The organism is Candidatus Phyllobacterium onerii, assembly GCF_028331445.1.
Classification (GTDB): Bacteria; Pseudomonadota; Alphaproteobacteria; order Rhizobiales; family Rhizobiaceae; genus Phyllobacterium; species Phyllobacterium onerii.
Map to the genome: position 1 here is coordinate 1 of NZ_JAQMHX010000027.1, position 20,699 is coordinate 20,699.

At 55.7% G+C, this 20,699-nt stretch carries 20 protein-coding genes; 12 read left to right on the forward strand and 8 right to left on the reverse strand.

The window, feature by feature from the left end; genetic code table 11:
* Window positions 1-123: 123 nt before the first annotated feature.
* The 5 genes from PHA01_RS28170 to PHA01_RS28190 all read right to left on the reverse strand — a co-directional run bounded on the left by PHA01_RS28170 (window position 124) and on the right by PHA01_RS28190 (window position 5,408).
* Complete coding sequence (locus PHA01_RS28170; protein ID WP_271899567.1) at window positions 124-1,044, reverse strand: sugar phosphate isomerase/epimerase family protein; 921 nt, start codon at window positions 1,042-1,044, stop codon at window positions 124-126.
* Between the two features lie 19 nt (window positions 1,045-1,063).
* Window positions 1,064-2,185, reverse strand: coding sequence for a sn-glycerol-3-phosphate import ATP-binding protein UgpC (locus PHA01_RS28175; protein WP_271899568.1), 1,122 nt, complete (start codon window positions 2,183-2,185; stop codon window positions 1,064-1,066).
* An 11-nt stretch (window positions 2,186-2,196) separates the two neighbouring features.
* Window positions 2,197-3,084 carry an ABC transporter permease subunit gene (locus tag PHA01_RS28180; RefSeq protein ID WP_271899569.1) on the reverse strand — a complete coding sequence of 296 codons (888 nt, stop codon included), beginning with the start codon at window positions 3,082-3,084 and terminating at the stop codon, window positions 2,197-2,199.
* A gap of 8 nt (window positions 3,085-3,092) precedes the next feature.
* The gene (locus tag PHA01_RS28185) at window positions 3,093-3,989 is read right to left on the reverse strand and encodes a carbohydrate ABC transporter permease (protein WP_271899570.1); all 897 of its coding nucleotides are present in this window, start codon (window positions 3,987-3,989) and stop codon (window positions 3,093-3,095) included.
* 81 nt (window positions 3,990-4,070) lie between these two features.
* Entirely contained in the window at window positions 4,071-5,408 is a 1,338-nt protein-coding gene (locus PHA01_RS28190; protein ID WP_271899571.1) for an extracellular solute-binding protein, read from the reverse strand.
* A 236-nt stretch (window positions 5,409-5,644) separates the two neighbouring features.
* Here PHA01_RS28190 and PHA01_RS28195 point away from each other — a divergent pair, with 236 nt between their 5' ends.
* Together PHA01_RS28195 and ggt are read left to right on the forward strand one after the other, a co-directional pair.
* Complete coding sequence (locus PHA01_RS28195) at window positions 5,645-6,367, forward strand: glutathione S-transferase (RefSeq protein WP_271899572.1); 723 nt, start codon at window positions 5,645-5,647, stop codon at window positions 6,365-6,367.
* A 72-nt stretch (window positions 6,368-6,439) separates the two neighbouring features.
* On the forward strand, window positions 6,440-8,170 hold the full coding sequence (ggt, locus tag PHA01_RS28200; protein ID WP_271899573.1) for a gamma-glutamyltransferase: 1,731 nt from the start codon (window positions 6,440-6,442) through the stop codon (window positions 8,168-8,170).
* A gap of 3 nt (window positions 8,171-8,173) precedes the next feature.
* Here ggt and PHA01_RS28205 read toward each other — a convergent pair whose 3' ends face one another.
* A complete protein-coding gene (locus PHA01_RS28205; RefSeq protein ID WP_271899574.1) occupies window positions 8,174-9,349 on the reverse strand; it encodes an aminotransferase in 1,176 nt (391 codons plus the stop codon).
* Between the two features lie 9 nt (window positions 9,350-9,358).
* On the reverse strand, window positions 9,359-10,405 hold the full coding sequence (gene gcvA / locus PHA01_RS28210; RefSeq protein WP_271899575.1) for a transcriptional regulator GcvA: 1,047 nt from the start codon (window positions 10,403-10,405) through the stop codon (window positions 9,359-9,361).
* Between the two features lie 211 nt (window positions 10,406-10,616).
* Here gcvA and speB point away from each other — a divergent pair, with 211 nt between their 5' ends.
* The 10 genes from speB (at window position 10,617) to PHA01_RS28260 (ending at window position 19,689) form a co-directional block, all read left to right on the forward strand.
* Window positions 10,617-11,678, forward strand: coding sequence for an agmatinase (gene speB, locus PHA01_RS28215; RefSeq protein WP_271899576.1), 1,062 nt, complete (start codon window positions 10,617-10,619; stop codon window positions 11,676-11,678).
* 83 nt (window positions 11,679-11,761) lie between these two features.
* On the forward strand, window positions 11,762-12,559 hold the full coding sequence (locus PHA01_RS28220) for a transporter substrate-binding domain-containing protein (protein ID WP_271899577.1): 798 nt from the start codon (window positions 11,762-11,764) through the stop codon (window positions 12,557-12,559).
* Between the two features lie 3 nt (window positions 12,560-12,562).
* Window positions 12,563-13,231 carry an amino acid ABC transporter permease gene (locus PHA01_RS28225; protein ID WP_271899578.1) on the forward strand — a complete coding sequence of 223 codons (669 nt, stop codon included), beginning with the start codon at window positions 12,563-12,565 and terminating at the stop codon, window positions 13,229-13,231.
* On the forward strand, window positions 13,228-13,878 hold the full coding sequence (locus tag PHA01_RS28230) for an amino acid ABC transporter permease (protein ID WP_271899579.1): 651 nt from the start codon (window positions 13,228-13,230) through the stop codon (window positions 13,876-13,878). Before PHA01_RS28225 ends, PHA01_RS28230 begins: the two co-directional genes overlap by 4 nt.
* Window positions 13,879-13,954: 76 nt before the next feature.
* Window positions 13,955-15,043 carry an ABC transporter substrate-binding protein gene (locus PHA01_RS28235; RefSeq protein WP_271899580.1) on the forward strand — a complete coding sequence of 363 codons (1,089 nt, stop codon included), beginning with the start codon at window positions 13,955-13,957 and terminating at the stop codon, window positions 15,041-15,043.
* A gap of 78 nt (window positions 15,044-15,121) precedes the next feature.
* Complete coding sequence (locus PHA01_RS28240) at window positions 15,122-16,159, forward strand: ABC transporter ATP-binding protein (RefSeq protein ID WP_271899581.1); 1,038 nt, start codon at window positions 15,122-15,124, stop codon at window positions 16,157-16,159.
* Window positions 16,156-17,010, forward strand: a complete 855-nt coding sequence (locus PHA01_RS28245) for an ABC transporter permease (RefSeq protein ID WP_224506461.1) — start codon at window positions 16,156-16,158, stop codon at window positions 17,008-17,010. Before PHA01_RS28240 ends, PHA01_RS28245 begins: the two co-directional genes overlap by 4 nt.
* Window positions 17,010-17,807 (forward strand): ABC transporter permease, encoded by a 798-nt coding sequence (locus tag PHA01_RS28250; RefSeq protein ID WP_271899582.1) that lies wholly within the window; start codon window positions 17,010-17,012, stop codon window positions 17,805-17,807. Before PHA01_RS28245 ends, PHA01_RS28250 begins: the two co-directional genes overlap by 1 nt.
* Window positions 17,801-18,580 (forward strand): carbon-nitrogen hydrolase family protein, encoded by a 780-nt coding sequence (locus PHA01_RS28255; RefSeq protein WP_271899599.1) that lies wholly within the window; start codon window positions 17,801-17,803, stop codon window positions 18,578-18,580. Before PHA01_RS28250 ends, PHA01_RS28255 begins: the two co-directional genes overlap by 7 nt.
* Window positions 18,577-19,689: an NAD(P)/FAD-dependent oxidoreductase gene (locus tag PHA01_RS28260; protein WP_271899583.1), complete on the forward strand. Its 1,113-nt coding sequence runs from the start codon at window positions 18,577-18,579 to the stop codon at window positions 19,687-19,689. Before PHA01_RS28255 ends, PHA01_RS28260 begins: the two co-directional genes overlap by 4 nt.
* Here PHA01_RS28260 and PHA01_RS28265 read toward each other — a convergent pair whose 3' ends face one another.
* Entirely contained in the window at window positions 19,690-20,601 is a 912-nt protein-coding gene (locus PHA01_RS28265) for a LysR family transcriptional regulator (RefSeq protein WP_271899584.1), read from the reverse strand.
* Window positions 20,602-20,699 lie beyond the last annotated feature (98 nt).

Here is a 20,699-nt window from a genome sequence, read left to right on the forward strand (position 1 = left end):
CCCCCCCTCTTCTCTTTCCCGCGCGCGGGCGCCGCGCCCCGCTCGCTTTCCCCCCCACACTCCCACCTCCCTCCCCGGCCCGCCCCCCCCCCCCCCCCCCCCCCCCCCCCACGACTGTCGAATTTACGCTGCTATCCGGCGGCTATTGACCAGATCCATAAGCTTTAGCGCGCGCGCAAGACTGTCCGCCTGCTCGGTGGCGAAACGGTTTTCCGTGATTTCCATGATCAGCGTCGTATCCGGCAGGAATGTCAGTTCCGAGAATATCTCTTCCCATGGAATGTCGCCCCAGCCAATCGGCAAATGCAGATCGCCGATGCCAAGTGCAGTCGCTTCCGCCGGATGGTAGAACTTCGTCATGCTGTACGGGCAGCCAAAGCTGTCATGAACATGCAGGTGCCCAGTGACGGGAGCCATCGCCTTGATCTGCTCGCGCCAATCAAGGCCTAGTCGCGTGCATTCGATATAGGCATGGCTGAAGTCGATCAACCCACAGACATTTGGACTGTTGACAGCACTGACGGTTTCACCGACCTTTGCCGGCGTTTGGCGATATTCCGCGTCGTTGAGCGCGAAGATATTTTCCAATGCAATCCGCACGCCATAACCCTTCGCGACTTCGGCTAGTTCCGCCAATGCATCGCGCTCCATCTGGTCAAGATCGCCAATACGTGTCAGTGCCGGCATCTTGGCCTGTCCGCAATGGTGGACGAGAATGCCAGCCTCCACGCGATTGCACAGTTCAAGCATGGCGCGGACAACCGACTTCTGCAGCGCCAGATGTTCCTTGTCCATGAAGTTGGAAATGATCTGGCCATGTACACTATAGCGAAGGTCGAATTGACGGGTGATTTCCAGCAGGCGTTCCAACCGGCTCGGAATGATGCGGCCGCCGGAAATGAGCTCTTCGCCATAGAGCGACAACTCAGCAGCACTCGCGCCAAGGTCACTGATCGTCCGTAAAGAATCTTCAAGCACGCTGAAATTGCCGTCACCCGTATAGGTGCAGAAGCCAACGGCTGAAATGATGGACTGCGTATTCATGATTGATCCTTTCAGGCAGCTAGGCTGCCACGGTCGATTGATTGGTATTGTGTTTCAACACAGGCGCGTCGTCGAGACGCAATCCGGTGTCCCTTGAGAACAAATGAATGTGTTCGGATGGCAATTGCAGGCCGACCGTCGCACCAGTCTCGAATAATTGACCTTCATCGCCACTGACGGCAAAGATCGTTCCATCGATGTCGACGTGCACATTGCGTCCGGAACCAAGCTCCTCCACAAAATCGACGGTCGCAGGCACGCTGTTTGCCGTGCCTGCTTTTACCAGACGGCAATGTTCTGGACGTATCCCGACAGATACAGTGCTATCTGCATTGTCGCGGCCAAGTGCGGAGTCAATCGCGATCTGGATTCCGTCGAGCAAAACAAAATTGCCGCTTGGCGCGATGGTGCTGTCAAAGAAGTTCATGGCTGGCGAACCGATGAACGTCCCGACAAAGCGCGTTCGTGGCCGGTGGTAAATCTCCAGCGGCGTGCCGACCTGCTCGACATGGCCCTTGTTCATGACGATCAGCTTGTCGGCAAGTGTCATCGCCTCGACCTGATCGTGGGTCACAAATACCGAGGTTGCTGAAAGTCGCTTGTGTAGGCGGCGGATTTCTACACGCATCTGCACCCGCAGCTTGGCATCGAGATTGGAAAGGGGCTCGTCGAACAGAAAAACCTTCGGCTCGCGGATGATCGCTCTCCCCATGGCCACGCGCTGCCGCTGACCACCAGAAAGCTGTGCCGGCTTACGATCCAGCATTTCCTCAAGCCCGACTATGCGCGCAGTCTCAGTGATACGCCGATCTCGCTCGGCACGCGGAACCCCTGCAACCTTCAACGCATACCCTATATTGGCAGCCACGTTCATATGCGGATAAAGCGCGTAGTTCTGAAATACCATCGAACAGCCGCGATCGCGCGGCTCAAGATTGTTGACGATTGTGCCGTCGATCGAAATCTCGCCTGAAGAAATCTCCTCGAGCCCGGCAATCATGCGCAGCAGCGTGGACTTGCCACAGCCGGACGGGCCAAGGATCACCACGAATTCGCCGGACTTGAAGTCAAGATCGACGCCATGCAGGATTTGTGTGCGGCCGTAAGACTTGCGCACGTTCCGGATGTTGATTTCGGCCATGAGCTTTCCTTTTATTTCTCTGTCGAGACCAGGCCACGGACGAACCAGCGCTGCAAAACAGCGACTATGATCAGAGGCGGCAGCATGATGATGAGTGCACCGGCCATGGAAACATTCCACTCCGGCAGGCTGTTGATATTGGGAACGAGCGTCGTCATCGCCACCATCGCTGTCTGGTAGTCAGCCTCGGTTGTCATCAGCTTCGGCCACAAATACTGGTTCCAGGCATAGACGAACATGATCGTCGCCAGCGCCAGCATGTTGGTACGTGACAAAGGCAGCAGGATATCTATGAAGAAGCGGAGCGGCCGGGCGCCATCCATTTTGGCGGCTTCAGTGAGCTCGTCCGGGAGCGTCATATAAAACTGCCTGTAGAGGAACGTACCCGTGGCCGTTGCAATCACCGGCAGGACCAGTCCTGAATAGGAGTTGAGCAAGTTCCATTGCAGCGAGAGCTCGATGCCAGTGAGCGTCTGGATCAACCAGCGGACCGGCTCAAAAACATCGGCCGCGATATTGTATGTCGGAACAACGCGCACTTCGAGCGGAAGCATCAAGGTCATGAACACCAGCCAAAAGAAGACGTGACGCAATGGACTCTTGAAATAGACAATGGCGAAAGCGCTAATCGAGGCAAGGACGATTTTGCCCACCATGACCAACAGTGCCATGATCAGGCTGTTGAGCATCGCGGGACCAAGGTTCGCCCGATGCCATGCCGCCTGAAGATTGTGCAGGAAATCAGCCCCAGGCAGAAGAGTGAATGGAACCGCATTGACCTGCGCCAGCGATTGGGTAGATGCCGTAAAAATCATCCAGAACGGCCCAAGGATCAGGAGCAGTCCAACGATCATGATGAAATAGGTCACCATGTTGAGGATGGGAGTGCGTTCAATCATGGCCGGACCTATTTGTAGTGTACGCGCCGCTCAACGAAGCGGAATTGAATGAAGGTGAAGACCATGATCAGGCCTATGAGGATCAGGCTTTGAGAGGCGGCGCCAGAATAGTTGAGGCCCTGGAATGCCTCGCTGACGATGCGATACACCATGACATTCGTCGCCCCGTTCGGGCCACCTTCGGTCGTCAAGTCGACAATTCCATAAGTGTCAGGACCGACGAAGCTTTCGGTAAGGTTGAGCACCAGCAAGAAGAAAAGTGTCGGCGCAAGCAGCGGGATCTGCAGATCGATGGCTCTACGCACCGGACCGGAGCCGTCCATTGAAGATGCTTCAATCAGACTGCGCGGGATTGATTGAAGACCCGCGGTCATGAAGATGAAATTATAGCCGATCCATTTCCACGCAAAACAGATGATCACCAGGATCATTGCATGGCTGCCAAACTTGGCCGGGTTCCACAAATCCGGCGACCACGTGTTGACGATGGCGATCAAGCCGCTTTCTGGAGCGAAGATGAAACGGAATGCGAGTCCGACGGCGGGAGCGGCAATGGCATAGGGCCAAATATAGAAAAACCTGAATAGGCCCGAGCCTTTCAGCTGGCGATCCACACAAATCGCGAGCACGAACGCAATGAACATCGAAAGCGCAGTTGCGGTGAAAGCAAAGACAAGACTGAGCGTAACCGATTGCCAATATTCGCGGTCAGCAAAAACTTCACGGAAATTGTCCCACCCGACAAAGAGGCGATCCCCTGCCCCGCCGAACGCCGGTTCCAGGGAAAACGCCCAGGTGAGAACCGACGTGGCCGGCCAATAGAAGAAAAAGAAAATCAGCAAGAGCTGCGGCAATGCGAACAAGATGGGCAACCACCGGCTTTTGAAAACAGCGCGTTTGTTCATAGGTTCGACCGGTTCCATATCTTGTCAGTTTGCAAAGCAAATGGCCCGGACGCGGAACGCTCCGGGCCATGGGGAGGTGGACTAGTTCAGCGTCTGACCCGCATAGGTCTTTTCGAAGCGGCGGATAATGGCGTTGCCACGCTCGACTGCCTGGTCGAGACCGGCCTGAACCGTCATCTTGCCGAAGAAGATACCTTCCATCGCATTGGAGATTTCCTTGCGTATCTGCGGGAAGCCACCGACGCGGATGCCACGGGTAAGATCACCGGCCGGCGTATAGGTCAGGCTTTCGATAGCCTTCTCGCGGCCTGCAAACTGCGGCTTCTCATAAAAGCCGTTGGCTTTCATCGCGTCGAAACCAGTCTTGGTGACGGGGATGTAACCTGTGACTGTCGACCACCATTCAACCATATCCGGCTGGGCTATGAAGTTGAGGAAAGCTGCTGCGCCTTTATATTCGGCTTCAGGACGGTTCTTCAGCACCCAGAGAGACGCGCCACCGACGAGAGAGTTCTTGCGCTCGGTACCTTTCCAGACCGGAAGCATCGTCACAGTCCACTTGGTACCCGGCTTGATGGTCTTGCCAATCGTGCCGTGATCGGCGATCGACGACTGAATCATCTGGCAGGTTTGCGACGCGAAGGCCGGCACAACATCCATGCCGAGCTGGGCAGTCTTGACCTGAAACAGACCTTCATCCGTCATTTTCTTGAAGAACGTCAGCTGGTCCACAACTTTGGTCTTGTTGAAGACAAGCTCGGTGTCGAGACCGTCATAGCCATTGTTCTTGGTAGCGATCGGCTGATTGTGAATTGCCGAAAACTGCTCCACCGTCGCCCAGCTGTCGAAACTAAAGCCGAAGGGGCAATCAAAGCCTGCCGATTTCAGCTTGCGCGCATCGGCTTCCACGTCTTCCCAGGTCTGCGGTGCACCATCGATGCCGGCCTTGGTAAAGGCGTCGATGTTGTAGTAGAACATTGCCGTCGAGGAATTGAAAGGGAACGAATTCAGCACTCCCTTCGAGTCGGCATAATAACGCGCGATGCCGCCGAAATAGTTGTCCCAATCGATCTTGTAGCCGTTGTCGTCCATCAGCTTCTTCGCCGGAATATATGCGCCGGAAAGCATCAGATCGAGTGTACCAACGTCGAAGACCTGCACGATGGCCGGGTTTTTCTTGGCACGATAGGCAGCGATAGCGTTCTGAATGGTCTCCGGATAGCCATTCTGACTGGTGCAGACGATCTCATAATCTGACTGCGAGGCATTGAACTTGTCGCAGGTTTCCTTGACCCGCTCGCCAAGGTCGCCGCTCAGGCCATGCCAGAACTCGAATTTGACTTTTTCCGCTAGCGCCGGCGTGGCGCCAAGGCCCAACGCCAGGGCCATTGCCGCGAATTTGACACCAAAATGTTTCATCTGAAGTCCCCGTTCCGAAATTGAAAATGAGTGCTCAGACAGCAAATTGAACAATGCAAAGCTGTCGCGACCGCGACTATGTCTAGGGTTGCAATGTGAAAGTTTGATCGAACTGATGCGAAACTATTGTGACAATGCACAGCTGCCTAACACATCAAAAATCTGTGCTGTTTAGCGCTGGTCTCCGCCACATTCCCATGTTTCGATGTTCCTGAGACAAGTTGAGGAGGATCTTTATGCACTATGAACTCTACTACTGGGACGGATTGCAGGGGCGCGGCGAATTCGTGCGATTGGCCCTCGAAGAGGCTGGAGCTGAATATATCGACGTTGCCCGCCAATCAGATAGCACTGCAGCAATGATGAGGCTGCTAAAGAGCAAAACCGCGCCATACATTCCCTTTGCGCCACCGTTCTTGAAGGATGGTGATCTGATCGTATCGCATGTCGCCAATATACTGTTCTACCTCGGACCGAAGCTCGACCTTGCACCAGAGGATGAAGCATTACGCTTTACCGCCAATGGCTTGCAGTTGACGATCACTGACTTTGTGGCCGAGGTGCACGATACACACCACCCAATCGCCACAACTAAATATTACGAAGATCAAAAAGAGGCCGCGAAACAGCGCTCAGCCGACTTCATTGAACATCGTATCCCCAAATTCATGGCCTATTTCGAGCGCGTTCTTGAACAAAACCCTGAAGGTAATAAACATGCTGTCGGTGCGAAACTCAGCTATGTCGATCTTTCCTTGTTCCAGGTCGTCGAAGGACTGCGCTATGCGTTCCCGAGAGGCACCAAAAATTTCGGTGAGCGATATCCGAAAATTATTGCCGTACACGATACCGTTGAAAAGCGACCGAACATCCAGAAGTATCTTGCTTCGGATCGCCGCCTCGATTTCAATGAGTCCGGAATTTTCCGTCACTATTCTGAGCTCGATCAAGATGCTTGAGCTATCCGTTCTGCGTCTTCATTGTAGTGCACCGTTATTCGAGTCGGAGGAACAATCATGGACTGTGTATCTATGAGAACCGCTGTGTTTGCTTCAACACTTAGCATCAGCCTTTTGTCCGCTACGACAGGATTTGCTGCGTCACCAGAACCCGTGAAGGCCGAGCACGGCATGGTGGTTACCGCACAGCATCTCGCATCGCAGGTCGGTGTGGAGGTACTGAAAAACGGTGGTAATGCGGTGGATGCTGCTGTTGCTGTCGGTTATGCGCTGGCTGTCGTCTATCCCACTGCGGGTAATATTGGCGGGGGCGGCTTCATGACCATCCGTCTCAAAGATGGCAAGACCACTTTCCTTGATTTCCGCGAACGCGCACCGATGGCTTCGACGAAGACAATGTACCTTGATGATAAGGGCAATATGGTCAAAGGGTTGAGTACGGATGGCTATCTCGCCGTCGGTGTACCCGGCTCCGTCCTCGGTTTTGAAACTGCCCGAGCCAAATATGGCAGCAAGTCGCGGGAAGAACTTATGGGGCCGGCGATCCGCTTCGCACGAGACGGCTTTGTACTTGATCAGGGCGACATCACCTCGCTCCAGGGCGGCGCCAAGAAACTTGCCAAGGATAAAGCCTCCGCTGACATCTTCTTGAAGCCGGACGGCAAAACCTACGCGATCGGAGAAACACTGGTCCAGCCCGACCTCGCTGGAACGCTTTCGAGTATTTCGGAGAAGGGACCGGACGCTTTTTACAAAGGCGCAACCGCCGATGCAATCGTCAAGGCGAGCCAGGCAGGGAATGGCGTTCTCGCCAAGGCTGATTTCGAGCAATATTCGGTGCGCGAACTTGAGCCTGTCAAATGCAACTATCGCGGTTATGACATTGTTTCGTCGCCGCCACCAAGCTCGGGTGGCGTGATCATCTGCGAAATCCTGAACGTTCTTGAGGGCTATCCCCTCGGCTACCTGGGGTACGGTTCCGCGGAGACTGTTCATGCAATGGTCGAAGCCATGCGTCATGCCTATGTTGATCGCAACACATCACTTGGTGATCCGGACTTCGTTGACAATCCGGTGAAGAAATTGCTCGACAAGCAATATGCCAAGGAAATCCGCGAGAAGATCAATCCGTTCAAGGCCGGGGTATCGCAGGAGCTGATGCCAAAGGGCTTTGGCGAAAGCAAAGAGACGACGCATTATTCCATCATCGACGACGAAGGCAACGCAGTGGCTGTGACCTATACGCTCAATGGCTCCTTCGGCGCGGGTGTCGTTGCTCCCGGAACAGGCATACTGCTCAACAATGAGATGGACGATTTCACGGCCAAGCCTGGTGCCGCCAATCTCTATGGGCTTGTGCAGGGAGAAGCCAATGCCATCCAGCCGAAGAAAACGCCGCTCTCCTCGATGAGCCCGACCATTATTTCAAAGGATGGCAAGCCTTTCATGGTCATTGGTAGCCCTGGCGGCGCGCGTATTATCACGATCACGCTCGAAGCGATCATCAATGTCATAGATCACGGCATGAATATCCAGGAAGCTATCGACGCGCCCCGCATTCACCATCAATGGCTGCCGGACAAGGTCTATATGGAGCCATATGCCCTCTCTGCTGACACACGCAAACTCCTCACCGAGATGGGTCATGATGTCGAGATCGACAAGGACTGGACGATCTGGGGGCAGGCTGCCGGTATTCTGGTTGGCGGCGAGAGCCTCACCGACATCGAAGAAGGCAAAGGCGCACGCTACAACGGCGCTATAGACAGTCGCTCAGGATCGGGGCAAGCGCTGGGCTATTGATAGTTAAACTCGGAAATCCAGCATTCGCCCGCGCAGTTGCCGGATGGTCTCGGCATCGGCATTGGCGAATGCAAAGCGCAGAAACTGAGTGTGTTTTTCGCCAAAATACTCGCCGGGAATACTGAGAATTCCGGCCTTTTTGGCGAGATGCTCCGCGACCTCGGTCGATGGCCGGTCTTCGAATGGATGGCGGATGAAGGCAAAATAAGCGCCCATTGCTTCGAGCTTCCAGCCCTCAAGACCTGTCATCACTTCGGACAGTGCCTTGGCGCGAGCTTCGATTTCCAACCGGTTACCCGCCCGCCATTCAACGAGCGCCGGTAAGGCCCGCGCCACGGCGCCTTGCGCCGCACGGGGAGCACAGATTTGCAAATTGTCCATGATCTTGGCGATCTCTTCGACGACATTTTCGCTGGTGGTCAGCGCGCCTAGCCGATGCCCCGGAATGCAGAAGGACTTCGAAAAGCTGTAGAGCTGGATCAAATTGTCCTGCCAGCCCTTCTCCCTCAAGAGACCATGCGGAGCGCCGAAGTCGTTGGGTAGGAAATCGCGGTAAGTTTCGTCCAGAATCAGCCAAAGTCCATTCTTCCGGCAGACATCGAAAATAGCTTTCAACTGTGCTGGCGGATAAACAGCACCCGTCGGATTGTTAGGTGTCACGAGAGCAATGGCGCGAACTCCAGGTGTCAGCGCACGTTCAACAGCATCCATCGTGGGAACGAAACCATTGGCAGAATCGCACACGATGAAGCCGGTTTTGATCCCCAACATCGATAGCGTCGTCTCATGATTGAAATAGAACGGATCGCTCATCAGCACCGTATCGCCCGCTGCCGCAACAGCCATCACTGCGCATATAAACGCTTGGTTGCAGCCCGACGTGATGTGGATGTTGCCGCCGGCAATCTCTGCACCATAGAGCTCGGACACGTGTGCCGCATAGGCCTCGCGCAAAGCTGTTTCACCCTCGATTGCGCCATAGTTGGTGTAGGCAAGCGACGATGCGGCTTCGCCGAGCCAGCGCAGCATATCCGGATGCGGCGGATAACCGGGAACGGCCTGAGACAGATCGATCAACGGGCCAAGGCTGCCATCATAGGATTTGCCCCATGCCTGCACAGCCGGTATGGGCGGGGGCGACAAGCGGGTGACAAGCGGGTTCAGTAAAGCAACAGTCATCGGAATGTCCTAGCGAATATCAATTTTTGCGCGGCGTTTCAGCGCGCGATCCAGCCGTTTCGGGCGTGTCGTCGGGATGGATGGAGGGGTGGCCAGACGTTCTTGCGCACTGACCTTCCCATTGCGCGGGCGGATGATACGGCGCGCTGAAGTTTGCGGTTCGGTGATCGTATCTGTCTCCAGCGAGGCAAACAGCCAATCGATAAAAACCTTGACGATGGGTGCGTTGCGCACCTCATTGCGGCAGGCGACGTAGAAGGCGTTGTTTGCCGGCACGGTTAGGTCAAATGGGACGATCAATTCACCTTTGGCAATGAGATGGCTGGCGGTAATTGTGTCGCCCAGCGCAACGCCTTGGCTGTAAACAGCCGCTTCCGTCGAAAGGCGCGCATCGCTCATGAAATGCTGCGCGCCACGGGCATGCTCGGTTGCGTCGGCTGCCGCCAGCCAAGTGTTCCATTCCCGTCCATCATCGCCGTGCAGAAGCACGTGATTACGCAGATCGCGCACGGAGCGAAGAGGTCGCATGTTAAGCAGCGTTGGACTTGCGACAGGAAACAGCTTCAGTGTCGTCCAAAGCCTTATCCAACAGTCGGCCCAATTGCCATGACCATAAAGCACGCAGACATCGACATCCGACGAGTGCAGATGATCTGACTCGTTCGACGCAATCAGCGTCAGTCTGATATCCGGATATTGCTCGGTAAACTGGTTCATCCGGGGAATGAGCCACAGTGAAAGCAGCGCCGGCACGCAGGTCACCGTGAGTTCGCCGCTAGTCGTCGGACGCTTGATCAGTGCAGTTGTCGCAGCGATATCCTCGAATGCTTTTGATACCGTCGGCAAGAGGAGCGCCCCTTGCGGCGTGAGCTTGAGACGTTGGGCGCCACGTTCGAACAGCTGGACGTCAAGAGTAGCCTCCAGCGCTTTTATCTGATGGCTGATTGCGCCGTGTGTAACATGAAGTTCACGCGCTGCAGCAGTCACGGAGCCATGTCGCGCAGTCGCCTCGAAGGCGCGCAACGGGTTCAGTGGGGGCAGGCGACCTTGCGTCATAGAATTTCACTAGCTGGCAATTGTCGGAAAGTCATGTGAGATTTATTCACACAATAAGCTATAACAATGTCAATTGCTTTTCTATGCCTTTTGCAACGATAATACGTCCAACGAGGCAAAATGCCCGGGGAACAGACAACGACGGATATCTACCAGCAACACATGCCGAATCCGTTTATCCCCGCGCACTTACTGTATTGGGATATTTGTCATGGCATCTTGGGATGAGAAAAAGCTGAACGAACTGCGCGCGAAATATGGTGAGAGCCACGGCGGTGAGTTGTTTGATCCGACATTCCGCAAGGTCGCAGACAAGATCTTTTCAAAAAGCGGTACGCGCCTTGCACCATATTCGGGCATGCCAACCTTTTTGACCGCCCCTCACATGCCGGTTGATTCCAGCAATCCCGATTTTGGCAACCTCCAGGTCGCTATGGTTGGTGTGCCGATGGACCTTGGCGTCACTAATCGCACTGGCTCGCGTTTCGGCCCTCGAGCGCTCCGGACCATCGAGCGCATCGGCCCGTACAATCATGTTCTTGAATGCGCGCCGGTGTTTGACCTGCGCGTTGCCGATATTGGCGACGTGCCTTTTGCCAGCCGCTACAGGCTCGAGCAGAGCCATGATGACATCGAACGTCGCATCAACCAGATCGTCGAGGCCGGCGTTGTACCGCTTTCAGTAGGCGGCGATCATTCGATTACCCATCCCATCATGAAGGCCGTCGGCAAGAAGCGCCCGGTTGGCATGATCCATATCGACGCTCACTGCGATACGGGTGGCGCCTTCGACCAGACAAAATTCCATCATGGCGGTCCCTTCCGCAATGCGGTCCTAGACGGTGTCCTCGATCCGAGCCGTACGATCCAGATCGGCATTCGCGGCTCGGCGGAGTATCTCTGGGAGTTCTCCTACGAATCCGGAATGACCGTTATTCATGCGGAAGAAGTAACCGGCCTCGGCATACCTGCTATTATCGAAAAGGCTCGAAAAATCGTCGGCGACGGTCCGACCTACCTTTCCTTTGATATCGACAGTCTTGACCCAAGTTTCGCGCCGGGAACCGGCACCCCTGAAGTCGGCGGTCTGACGACGCGCGAAGTCCTTGAGCTTATTCGCGGTCTCAAGGGCATCAATCTTGTTGGCGGTGACGTCGTGGAAGTCGCGCCACAGTATGATGCGACGACGAACACAGCCCATGCGGGTGCTCAGGTGCTGTTCGAAATCCTTAGTCTGATGGTGTTCAGCCCGTTCGTTCAGGGCAAGCGCTGATGCAGCCAGAACCATGATGAGGCGATAGATGGCATAAAGCCGGATTGTCCTCATCAATCACAATAACAACGAAGGGGAATAAAATGACAATCTACAAGACACTGCGATCATCCTTTGCCGCCCTGCTAATGATCAGCGGCACGAGCATAGGTGTTGCCAATGCCGATGCGATCGATGACATCACCAAGGCGGGCGTCCTCAATGTCGGCGTTTTTGCCGACTTCCCGCCCTTCTCTTCCGCCAGCGCCGACATGACGCTTAAAGGCTATGATATGGATGTGGCCCAGGCACTAGCCGATGCGTTGAAGGTAAAGCTTGTTCCAGTCAGCGTTACTGGACAGAACCGCATCCCCTATTTGACCGAGCACCGCGTCGATCTGCTTATGAGCGTCGGTTATAGCAAGGAACGCGAGCAGGTCATCGACTTTGCAGCCGCCTACGCGCCCTATTACATTGCCGTCATCGGTCCGAAGGCCCTTGAAGTGAAGGGTAAGGACGACCTTGCCGGCAAGAGCATTGCCGTAAATCGTGGCACCTTGGAAGACACTTCGCTCACAGAGGTGGTTCCAGCGTCAGCCGACGTCAAGCGCTTCGACAATTACAACTCAGTGATCCAGGCTTTCATTTCCGGTCAGACTCAACTGATGGTGGTCGGCAATGACGTCGGTGCGCAGGTTCTTGCACGTCAGGAAGCTCTGGCTCCCGAGCAGAAATTCCAGCTGCTGACATCGCCGTCGCACATTGCCCTCAATAAGAAGGAAGATCGTCTCAAGCAGGCCATCAACGACACGGTGGCCAAGATGCTGAGCGATGGCAGCCTTAACAAGAGCTCGGAAGCCTGGCTGAAGACACCGCTCAATCCTGAAAACCTCAAGGATTGATCTGTGGGCTATGCGCTCGACTTTGGCTGGCTAAATGGCGCGATCGGCATGATCGCCAGCGGCGCGGCGATGACGATCTTTCTGATCGCTGTCACCACGGTTGCTGGCGTCATCCTGAGCATATTCGGGGCCGCGGCCAAGCGCAGCCGCTATCCCATCTTGCGCAAGGCCGTCGGGGCTTATGTCGAGCTCATTCGCAATACGCCATTTCTGGTGCAGCTCTTCTTCATTTTCTTCGGGCTACCGCGGTTTGGCATTCGTCTTGATCCGGTCGTTGCCGCCATGCTGGCTATGACGCTGAACATGACCGCCTATACCACCGAGATCGTTGGTTCGGGGCTCGACGCCGTACCCAAAGGTCAGAGGGAGGCTGCTGCGGCGTTGGGTCTGCCGACGTGGCTCGTATTCATCAAGATCGTGCTGCCGCAGGCGCTGAAAGTCATTTTCCCGGCGCTGACCAGCCAGATCATCATCATGATGCTGGAGTCGTCAGTTGTTTCGCAGATTGCGGTGCGCGAGCTCACCTACGAGGCGGACATGCTGCAGGCGCGAACTTTCCGCGCTTTCGAAACCTATTTCATCGTGACCTTGGTGTATCTCGGAATGAGCATCGGCCTTCGCCGTTTGTTGTTTGCTGGGGGACGACGCGCGATCGCCGGAGGCATGGCATGATCGAGTTCACTTTCTGGGACATCGTGCGCAATCTCCTGCTGGCTGCCCGCTGGACGGTCTTGCTTTCCATCGTCGCCTTCGCGGGCGGTGCCATTGCAGGCGTGGCTATCCTTCTGATGCGAATTTCCAAGCGACGCTGGCTGCGTCGCGCTGCCGAATACTACATCGGGCTCTTCCAAGGCACGCCCCTGCTGATGCAGTTGTTCCTATTGTTCTTCGGCCTGCCGTTGCTGGGCTTCCGTATTGAAGCGTGGACGGCCGCAGTCCTTGGGCTGACGCTCTGTGCGAGTGCCTACCTCGCCGAAATCTGGCGCGGCGGCGTGCAGTCATTGCCAAGCGGCCAGTGGGATGCGGGCAGCAGCCTCGGCTTGCATTACGTAGCGCAGCTGCGCCTCATCATCCTGCCGCAAGCGTTCGCCATCACCCGCGCGCCTACGGTGGGCTTTCTGGTCCAGCTTATCAAGAGCACGGCACTAACCTCAATCATTGGTTTTGAGGAGTTGGTGCGCACGTCGAATGCAATCAACAATGCCACGTTCGAACCTTTCACGGTCTATGGATTGGTAGCGCTAATCTATTTTGTTCTGTGCTACCCGCTGACACGCTATACAAAGATATTGGAGCTCCGAACCGCTCGTCAGCATTGAATGACAGCCGAACATTAGACAAAAACAGAAGTGGGAATCGGCCAGTAAACTGGCTTTCAAAAAGGAGATACGACAAATGGACACTTTTCTGAAGACGAGCGTCAGTCGCCGCACGGTGCTCGGCGCTGGCGTGTTGGGTGCCGCAGTTCTGGCAATGCCAAACATCCTGCGCGCGCAGGACAAATCGCTGAAGGTTGGCGTCTATGGCGGCTACTTCAAGGATTCGTTCGACAAGAACATCTTTCCGGAATTCACCAAAGCAACCGGCATCGCTATCGAATCCGTGGCCGAGCCGACAGGAGAAGCGTGGCTGGTCCAACTTGAGCAAGCCGCGAAGGCTGGTGCCGCACCTGCCGACGTTTCGATGATGTCGCAGGTCGCCATGCTGAAAGGTCAGACGACCAAACTTTGGACGCCGCTCGATTTGGCAAAGATTCCGAATTCAAAGAACCTCATTGACCGCTTCGTCAACAAGTACCCGGATGGTTCCATCGCTGGAATCGGCGCGGTCTCATGGTACATCACGCTCGTTACCAACACCGATGTCTACAAAGAGGCGCCCACATCATGGGCTGCTTTCTGGGACAAGGCCAACGCCGACAAACTTGGTTTGCTCGCTCTGGTATCAAATTCGTTCCTGCTGGAAGTAACTGCAAAAACATTCTTTGGCAGCACCAACGCCCTCGACACCGAAGAAGGCCTGTTGAAGGCCTTCGACAAGCTGGCCGAGGTCAAGCCGAATGTCCGTCTCTGGTACCGCGATGAAGCGCAGTTTGAACAGTCGCTGAAGTCGGGCGAAATTCCGATGGGTCAGTACTACCACGATGTGACGGGCCTCGCTGCCTCCGAGGGTCATCCGGTTCGATCCACCTTCCCCAAGGAAGGCGGCGTTCAGGACTCCGGCTGCTGGGCTCTGTCGCGCGCATCGAAGAAAGTCGACGAAGCACATATTTTCATCGACTACATGAGCCAACCTGCCATTCAGGCGACACTGTCGCGCAAGGTTGGTACTTCTCCGACAGTGAAACGCGAACTGCTCGATCTGAGCGACAAGGAATTCGCAGCGGTATCTTCCGATATCGAGCCGATCATTCCGCGCTATGACCTCTACACAACCAAGTCCGACTGGCTGAACCAGAAATGGACTGAGCTGATCGTCGGTTAGTACCCGGTGCGGCCCCATCCTTTTGCTTTGCCGCGAGGGGTGGGGCCCCCAAAACACAACCAAAGAGACGGGGGACTTATGTCCGGACTGGTTTTGAACAATGTCACCAAGCAATTCGGGGCATTCACAGCGGTCGACGATGTGCATCTGTCGGTGCCGCACGGTACCTTTGTTTGCCTGCTTGGACCATCCGGTTGCGGCAAGACCACGCTGTTGCGCATGATCGCCGGACTTGAAGACCCCACGAATGGCACTATCCTGCTCGACGGAGCCGATATTACGGACGTCCCGACGCACAAGCGGAATCTTGGAATGGTGTTTCAATCGTTGGCGCTGTTTCCGCATCTGAGTGTCGGCGAGAACATCGCTTATCCGCTGCGCATCCGCGGGGCGGCTCGCGAAGAGCAGAAAAAGCGTGTCGACGAATTGCTCACCCTCATCCATTTGCCCGGTTATGGTGACCGGCCGGTGTCGAAGCTATCCGGTGGTCAACGTCAACGCGTTGCTATTGCCCGGGCTCTGGCGCTGTCGCCGAGGATATTCCTGCTCGACGAGCCACTCTCGGCACTTGACGCAAAGTTGCGCGAAGCCATGCAAGTGGAACTACGGCAGCTTCAGCAAAAGCTCGGGATCACGACCATCGTCGTGACCCATGATCAGCGCGAGGCGATGACCATGGCCGATACGGTTGTGGTCATGAATGGCGGGCATATCAGGCAAGCGGCCTCACCGATCGAAATTTACCGCAAGCCGGCCGATACATTCGTTGCGGATTTCATCGGCTCCACCAACCTGATCGAAACCAAAGCGGACAATTCAGGAGCTGCAACAATGTTTGGGCACCGGGTAACCGGTCTTGCGCTCCCCGCCGGCGCACAGAAGGCCACGATTTCGGTCCGTCCCGAAGACGTGCATCTGACGGCACCCGGCAATGGTGCCATCGATGGAACAGTCACCTTCGTCCGCGATCTGGGTGGCACAATCGAAACGTTTGTCGAAGCGGGCGGCCAGCAGATCATTGCCGTTTCAACCCCACGCGAACGGCCCGAGGTTACTGCAGGCCAAGCGGTAGGTATCGTTCTGTCCCCCGATGTCTGCGTGGTGCTGAAGCAATGAAGCGCGAACCGCCGCAATCCATCGCCGATTATGGCCCACTGTTCTTCCCTGCCGGCATGCTGCTCATTTTCTTCGTTGTGCCTTTTGGCACGATGATTGCCGTCAGCTTCTTTCAGAGGCAGGAAGGCGGCTTCTACACACCCGCATTCGTCTTCTCCAACTATGAGCGCTTCCTCACCGCGTTCTTCGGAGGCGTACTCGGCTTTTCGCTGATGCTCGCCGTGACGGTCGCGATCTGCTGCGTCGTCCTTGCCCTGCCTTTCACTTACCTGCTTTCGCGGCTAACACGGCGCTTGCAGGTGATCTGGCTTGTTGGACTTCTCTCCGTGCTTTCACTGTCGGAGGTGATTATCGGGTTTGCCTGGTCAACGCTGCTTTCGCGCACTGCGGGCCTCAGCAATCTGCTCGTAAAGATCGGCCTTCTTGAACAGCCGGTCGCGCTATTCCCGAGTTTCGGTGCCGTGCTCACCGGGATGGTCTATCAGGCCCTGCCCTACACGATCCTCGTGCTTTACCCGGCCATCGTTCGCCTTGATCCAACCCTGATGGAAGCAGCACGAACGCTTGGTTCTTCGCCCATCCGTGCCTTTTTTAACGTACTGGTGCCTGCACTGCGCAATACGATCATGGCGACGCTCATCATGGTTTTCATCTTCGCACTCGGCTCGTACCTGTTGCCGCAAATCCTAGGCCGGCCGCAACATTGGACGCTTTCGGTTCTCATCACCGACCAGGCGATCTATCAGTCCAATATGCCCTTTGCCGCGGCGATGGCTGTTTTTCTTGTGCTGGTTACGCTCGGCCTTGTCGCACTCACGTTGCTGATCGGCCGCAAGGGGGAAAAAGCGTGATGAATTGGCTCAAGCGGTTTTACTTCCTGCTCATCGGGCTTTTCCTCAGCTTGCCGCTGATCGTCGTGGCTGGCGTGTCAGTCAATGCCAAGCAGACGTTGGCCTTTCCGCCACAGGGCTTTTCCCTCAGTTGGTATGGCGAAATCTTCACCAACCCTGAGTGGCGCAGCGCGCTCATCGCTTCAGTCGTTCTGGCCACAACCTCGGCCGCGCTCGCTGTCCTGATTGCCCTGCCGTTGTCGTGGTTTCTGTGGCGTCGCATAGCGCCGTGGGCGAACATATTTCAGATACTTGGCATTGCGCCATTCACCCTGCCGCCCGTCATCACAGCACTCGGGTTGCTGACCTTCTGGGCGACAACAGGTTTCTATGGTCAGCCGTGGACTGCGGTCATCGGACATGCGATCTTTTTCGTTACTCTGCCATTGGTCACCCTATCGCTAGGCTTCTCGGCTATCGACCGCTCGTTTGTCGAAGCAGCCGCCACAATGGGTGCCAATGACAGAACCATTTTTCGCACCGTCGTGCTGCCGCTGATCCTGCCCTATCTCGTATCGGGCTACGCTTTCGCCTTCGTGTTATCGCTCAACGAATATATCGTCGCGTACATGACCGTCGGTTTTACCCTGGAAACACTGCCGATCAAGATTTTCAACGCTTTGCGTTATGGCTACACACCGACAATGGCGTCCGTGACGATCCTTTTCGTTTTCACCGCCGCTGTGATCTTCTCACTGGTTGCGAAATTCGGTGACTTGCCAAAGTTGCTTGGCGCCATGGCATCGGATGAATCATGAAAATAGCGGCGTTACAGATGCAGTCGATTCCTGGCGATGTGCATGCAAATCTGGCACGCGTCGAACGAGCGGCGGTTGACGCCGCGGAGGCTGGGGCCAAACTTCTGATCACACCGGAACTTTGTATTACAGGCTATGGCGCCGGTGACGTGATTACAGCGCTGGCAGAACCCCCGGATGGTAGTCAGGTTAGAGCTTTGCAGACAATTTCATCGACGAACCATATTGCGATCGTCGCAGGATTTGCTGAACAGGATGGTGTCGATATTTATAACAGCGCTGCCTTCATAGATGGCGAGAACAAACCGGCGATCTACCGCAAATCGCATCTTTACGGCGATTATGAGCGATCGCTCTTCAAGCCAGAAACACCTGTTAGTTGTATTGTCGAACTGGGCGGTCTGAAGCTCGGCATGCTGATCTGCTACGATGTAGAATTCCCAGAGAACGTCCGTCGGCTCGCCCTTGCCGGCGTTGACGCCGTGCTGGTGCCGACAGCCCTTCCCGCTGGCCCATCTGGAACATTCATCGCCGATCACATGATCCAAACCCGCGCCTTCGAGAACCAGATCTTCGTCGCCTACGTCAACCATGCCGGAGCTGACGAACGATTTACGTTTGCCGGGAGTTCACGGATCGCCGCACCCGATGGCAGTCTGATCGCGTCCTGCAGCGATGATGCGGAAAGATTGATTTATGCGGAGATCGATCCCGGTGCTTTCGTAACGTCAATCACCGGCAATCCCTACCTCAAAGACCGGGGTTCAGCATGACCGAAATAATCGAAACCGATGTCCTTGTGATTGGCGCGGGCATCGCCGGTGTTGGTGTCGCAGCCGCATTGGCCGACACACATAGGGTCGTGATTCTTGAACGTGAAACCCAGCCTGGATATCACTCGACCGGTCGCTCTGCCGCCATCTTTCTTCCCAACTACGGCAATGATGTTATTCGTGGACTGAACCAGGCCAGCGCACCGCTTTTCCAACAGCGCGATGTCGGCCTTTTTCCAGCGCCGTTGCTGACCGGGCGCGGGTCTCTAACAGTCGCTGGCCAAGATGGCGTTGAGGCTTGCGAAGACTTTGTCCGCAATGGCGTTGGAATAGAGGCGATCGATATCGATCGAGCCATTGACATGGTTCCGATCCTCAATCGTGATCATGTCAAGGCTGCGTGTTATCAGGACGACGCTTGGGATATCGACGTCAACGCTCTGCATCAGGGCTGGCTGCGGAAAGCAACCGGGCTCGGTGTTCAGCTCTACACGAAATCGGAAGTTGTCGGTGCGAAGCATATCGCCGGTGAATGGCAGGTTGAAACGGGCGACCGCATATTCAGGGCCAAAACCGTGGTCAACGCATCGGGTGCGTGGGCGGATATCACTGCTGGACTCTTCGGCGCTCGCCTGCTCGGGCTAACGCCCATGCGGCGGTCCATTGCAGTATTGCCCGCTCCGGACGGCCATGACACCAGAAGCTGGCCGCTCGTGGATGACGTGAATGAAGCCTGGTACATGAAGCCCGATGGGGGACGAATGTTCGTTTCACCCTGCGATGAGACACCGGTTGATCCGCATGATGCTTATGTCGATGATATGATCCTCGCCGAAGGCCTCTATCGTTTCGAACAAGCCGTCACTATACCGGTCACCCGTGTCGAGAGCAGCTGGGCGGGTTTGCGCACTTTCGCGCCGGACCGGACGCCAGTGGCCGGTTTCGACGGTGAGGTCGATGGCTTTTTCTGGCTCGCCGGTCAAGGCGGTTACGGCATTCAAACCTCCCCTGCACTCTCGACGCTCGCAGCAGCGCTCATTGCGAGACGAGATCCGGAAAGGGCCGTCGAAGCACTCCTCGCAAAACTATCGCCCGTCCGCTTTGGCTGATCACGCCAGAAGCGATTGACCACCAAATATCTCAGTCTGGTTCTCCAGTTCGGACTTGATGAAATTACTCAAGACGCGGATGCGCGGTGTGCTGACAATATCCTCGTGGCAAATCAGCCAATAGTCCCGGTTGAGATGCAGCTGCCTCGGCAGGACCGGCACTAACTCGGGGTAATTGCAGGCGATGTAGTATGGCAGGATGCAGAGTCCGAAGCTTGATCGTGTCGCGCTGAGTTGGGCAAAGATGCTGGAACTCTGGTATGAGGCGCGCAACCCCGGCAAGATCTCGCGCATGTAGTCGAGGCCCGGCGTGAAGATCATGTCTTCGATATAGCCAATGAACTGGTGACTGGAGAGGTCCGACTGCTGTCTGATCTCCGGATGACGTGAGAGGTAGTCCTTCGATCCATAGATGAACAGGCGGTAGGGCATCAGCTTTTCCTGATGGTACGGACCTGTCCGTGTCGCATGCAGCGTGATCGACAAATCCGCCTCGCGCCGCGAGAGCGACACGATCTGCTGGATCGTCACCATCTCAATGGAAAGGCTTGGATAAGACTGGGCCATCAGCGGCAGCCGGTCCGCCAAGAAGAAATTGGCAAACCCTTCCAATATACTCAAGCGGACGACGCCGCTCAGGGAAATCGTTCCCCCGGAAGCCTCGTTCTGGAATCGATCGGCCTCGCGCTCCACAATTTCGGCAGACTCGATAAGCTTCTCCCCGAGCGCCGTCAGGATATAACCACGCGGGTTGCGCTCGAACAGCCGCGCCGACAAGGCTTCTTCCAGCCGGTCTATCCTCCTTGAAACGGTGACGTGATTGGTGCGCAGCCTTCGCGCCGCAGTGGTCAATTGTCCGGTACGCGCAACGGCGAGAAAATATTGGAGATCATCCCAGGTAAACTGCCGCATTGCACTCTTTCAGTGAATGTACATTTTTGTACTTATTATGTGCATAAATAGATGTTTGTGTACCTATTTGTCAATGTTAGAGTTTTTTTGACATCATG

Excerpts from the sequence above, each read along its gene's own strand:
- PHA01_RS28170 (WP_271899567.1), bottom strand. The coding sequence starts at position 1,044 with ATGAATACGCAGTCCATCATTTCAGCCGTTGGCTTCTGCACCTATACG.
- PHA01_RS28175 (WP_271899568.1), bottom strand. The coding sequence starts at position 2,185 with ATGGCCGAAATCAACATCCGGAACGTGCGCAAGTCTTACGGCCGCACA.
- PHA01_RS28180 (WP_271899569.1), bottom strand. The coding sequence starts at position 3,084 with ATGATTGAACGCACTCCCATCCTCAACATGGTGACCTATTTCATCATG.
- PHA01_RS28185 (WP_271899570.1), bottom strand. The coding sequence starts at position 3,989 with ATGAACAAACGCGCTGTTTTCAAAAGCCGGTGGTTGCCCATCTTGTTC.
- PHA01_RS28190 (WP_271899571.1), bottom strand. The coding sequence starts at position 5,408 with ATGAAACATTTTGGTGTCAAATTCGCGGCAATGGCCCTGGCGTTGGGC.
- PHA01_RS28195 (WP_271899572.1), top strand. The coding sequence starts at position 5,645 with ATGCACTATGAACTCTACTACTGGGACGGATTGCAGGGGCGCGGCGAA.
- ggt (WP_271899573.1), top strand. The coding sequence starts at position 6,440 with ATGAGAACCGCTGTGTTTGCTTCAACACTTAGCATCAGCCTTTTGTCC.
- PHA01_RS28205 (WP_271899574.1), bottom strand. The coding sequence starts at position 9,349 with ATGACTGTTGCTTTACTGAACCCGCTTGTCACCCGCTTGTCGCCCCCG.
- gcvA (WP_271899575.1), bottom strand. The coding sequence starts at position 10,405 with ATGACGCAAGGTCGCCTGCCCCCACTGAACCCGTTGCGCGCCTTCGAG.
- speB (WP_271899576.1), top strand. The coding sequence starts at position 10,617 with ATGGCATCTTGGGATGAGAAAAAGCTGAACGAACTGCGCGCGAAATAT.
- PHA01_RS28220 (WP_271899577.1), top strand. The coding sequence starts at position 11,762 with ATGACAATCTACAAGACACTGCGATCATCCTTTGCCGCCCTGCTAATG.
- PHA01_RS28230 (WP_271899579.1), top strand. The coding sequence starts at position 13,228 with ATGATCGAGTTCACTTTCTGGGACATCGTGCGCAATCTCCTGCTGGCT.
- PHA01_RS28235 (WP_271899580.1), top strand. The coding sequence starts at position 13,955 with ATGGACACTTTTCTGAAGACGAGCGTCAGTCGCCGCACGGTGCTCGGC.
- PHA01_RS28240 (WP_271899581.1), top strand. The coding sequence starts at position 15,122 with ATGTCCGGACTGGTTTTGAACAATGTCACCAAGCAATTCGGGGCATTC.
- PHA01_RS28245 (WP_224506461.1), top strand. The coding sequence starts at position 16,156 with ATGAAGCGCGAACCGCCGCAATCCATCGCCGATTATGGCCCACTGTTC.
- PHA01_RS28250 (WP_271899582.1), top strand. The coding sequence starts at position 17,010 with ATGAATTGGCTCAAGCGGTTTTACTTCCTGCTCATCGGGCTTTTCCTC.
- PHA01_RS28260 (WP_271899583.1), top strand. The coding sequence starts at position 18,577 with ATGACCGAAATAATCGAAACCGATGTCCTTGTGATTGGCGCGGGCATC.
- PHA01_RS28265 (WP_271899584.1), bottom strand. The coding sequence starts at position 20,601 with ATGCGGCAGTTTACCTGGGATGATCTCCAATATTTTCTCGCCGTTGCG.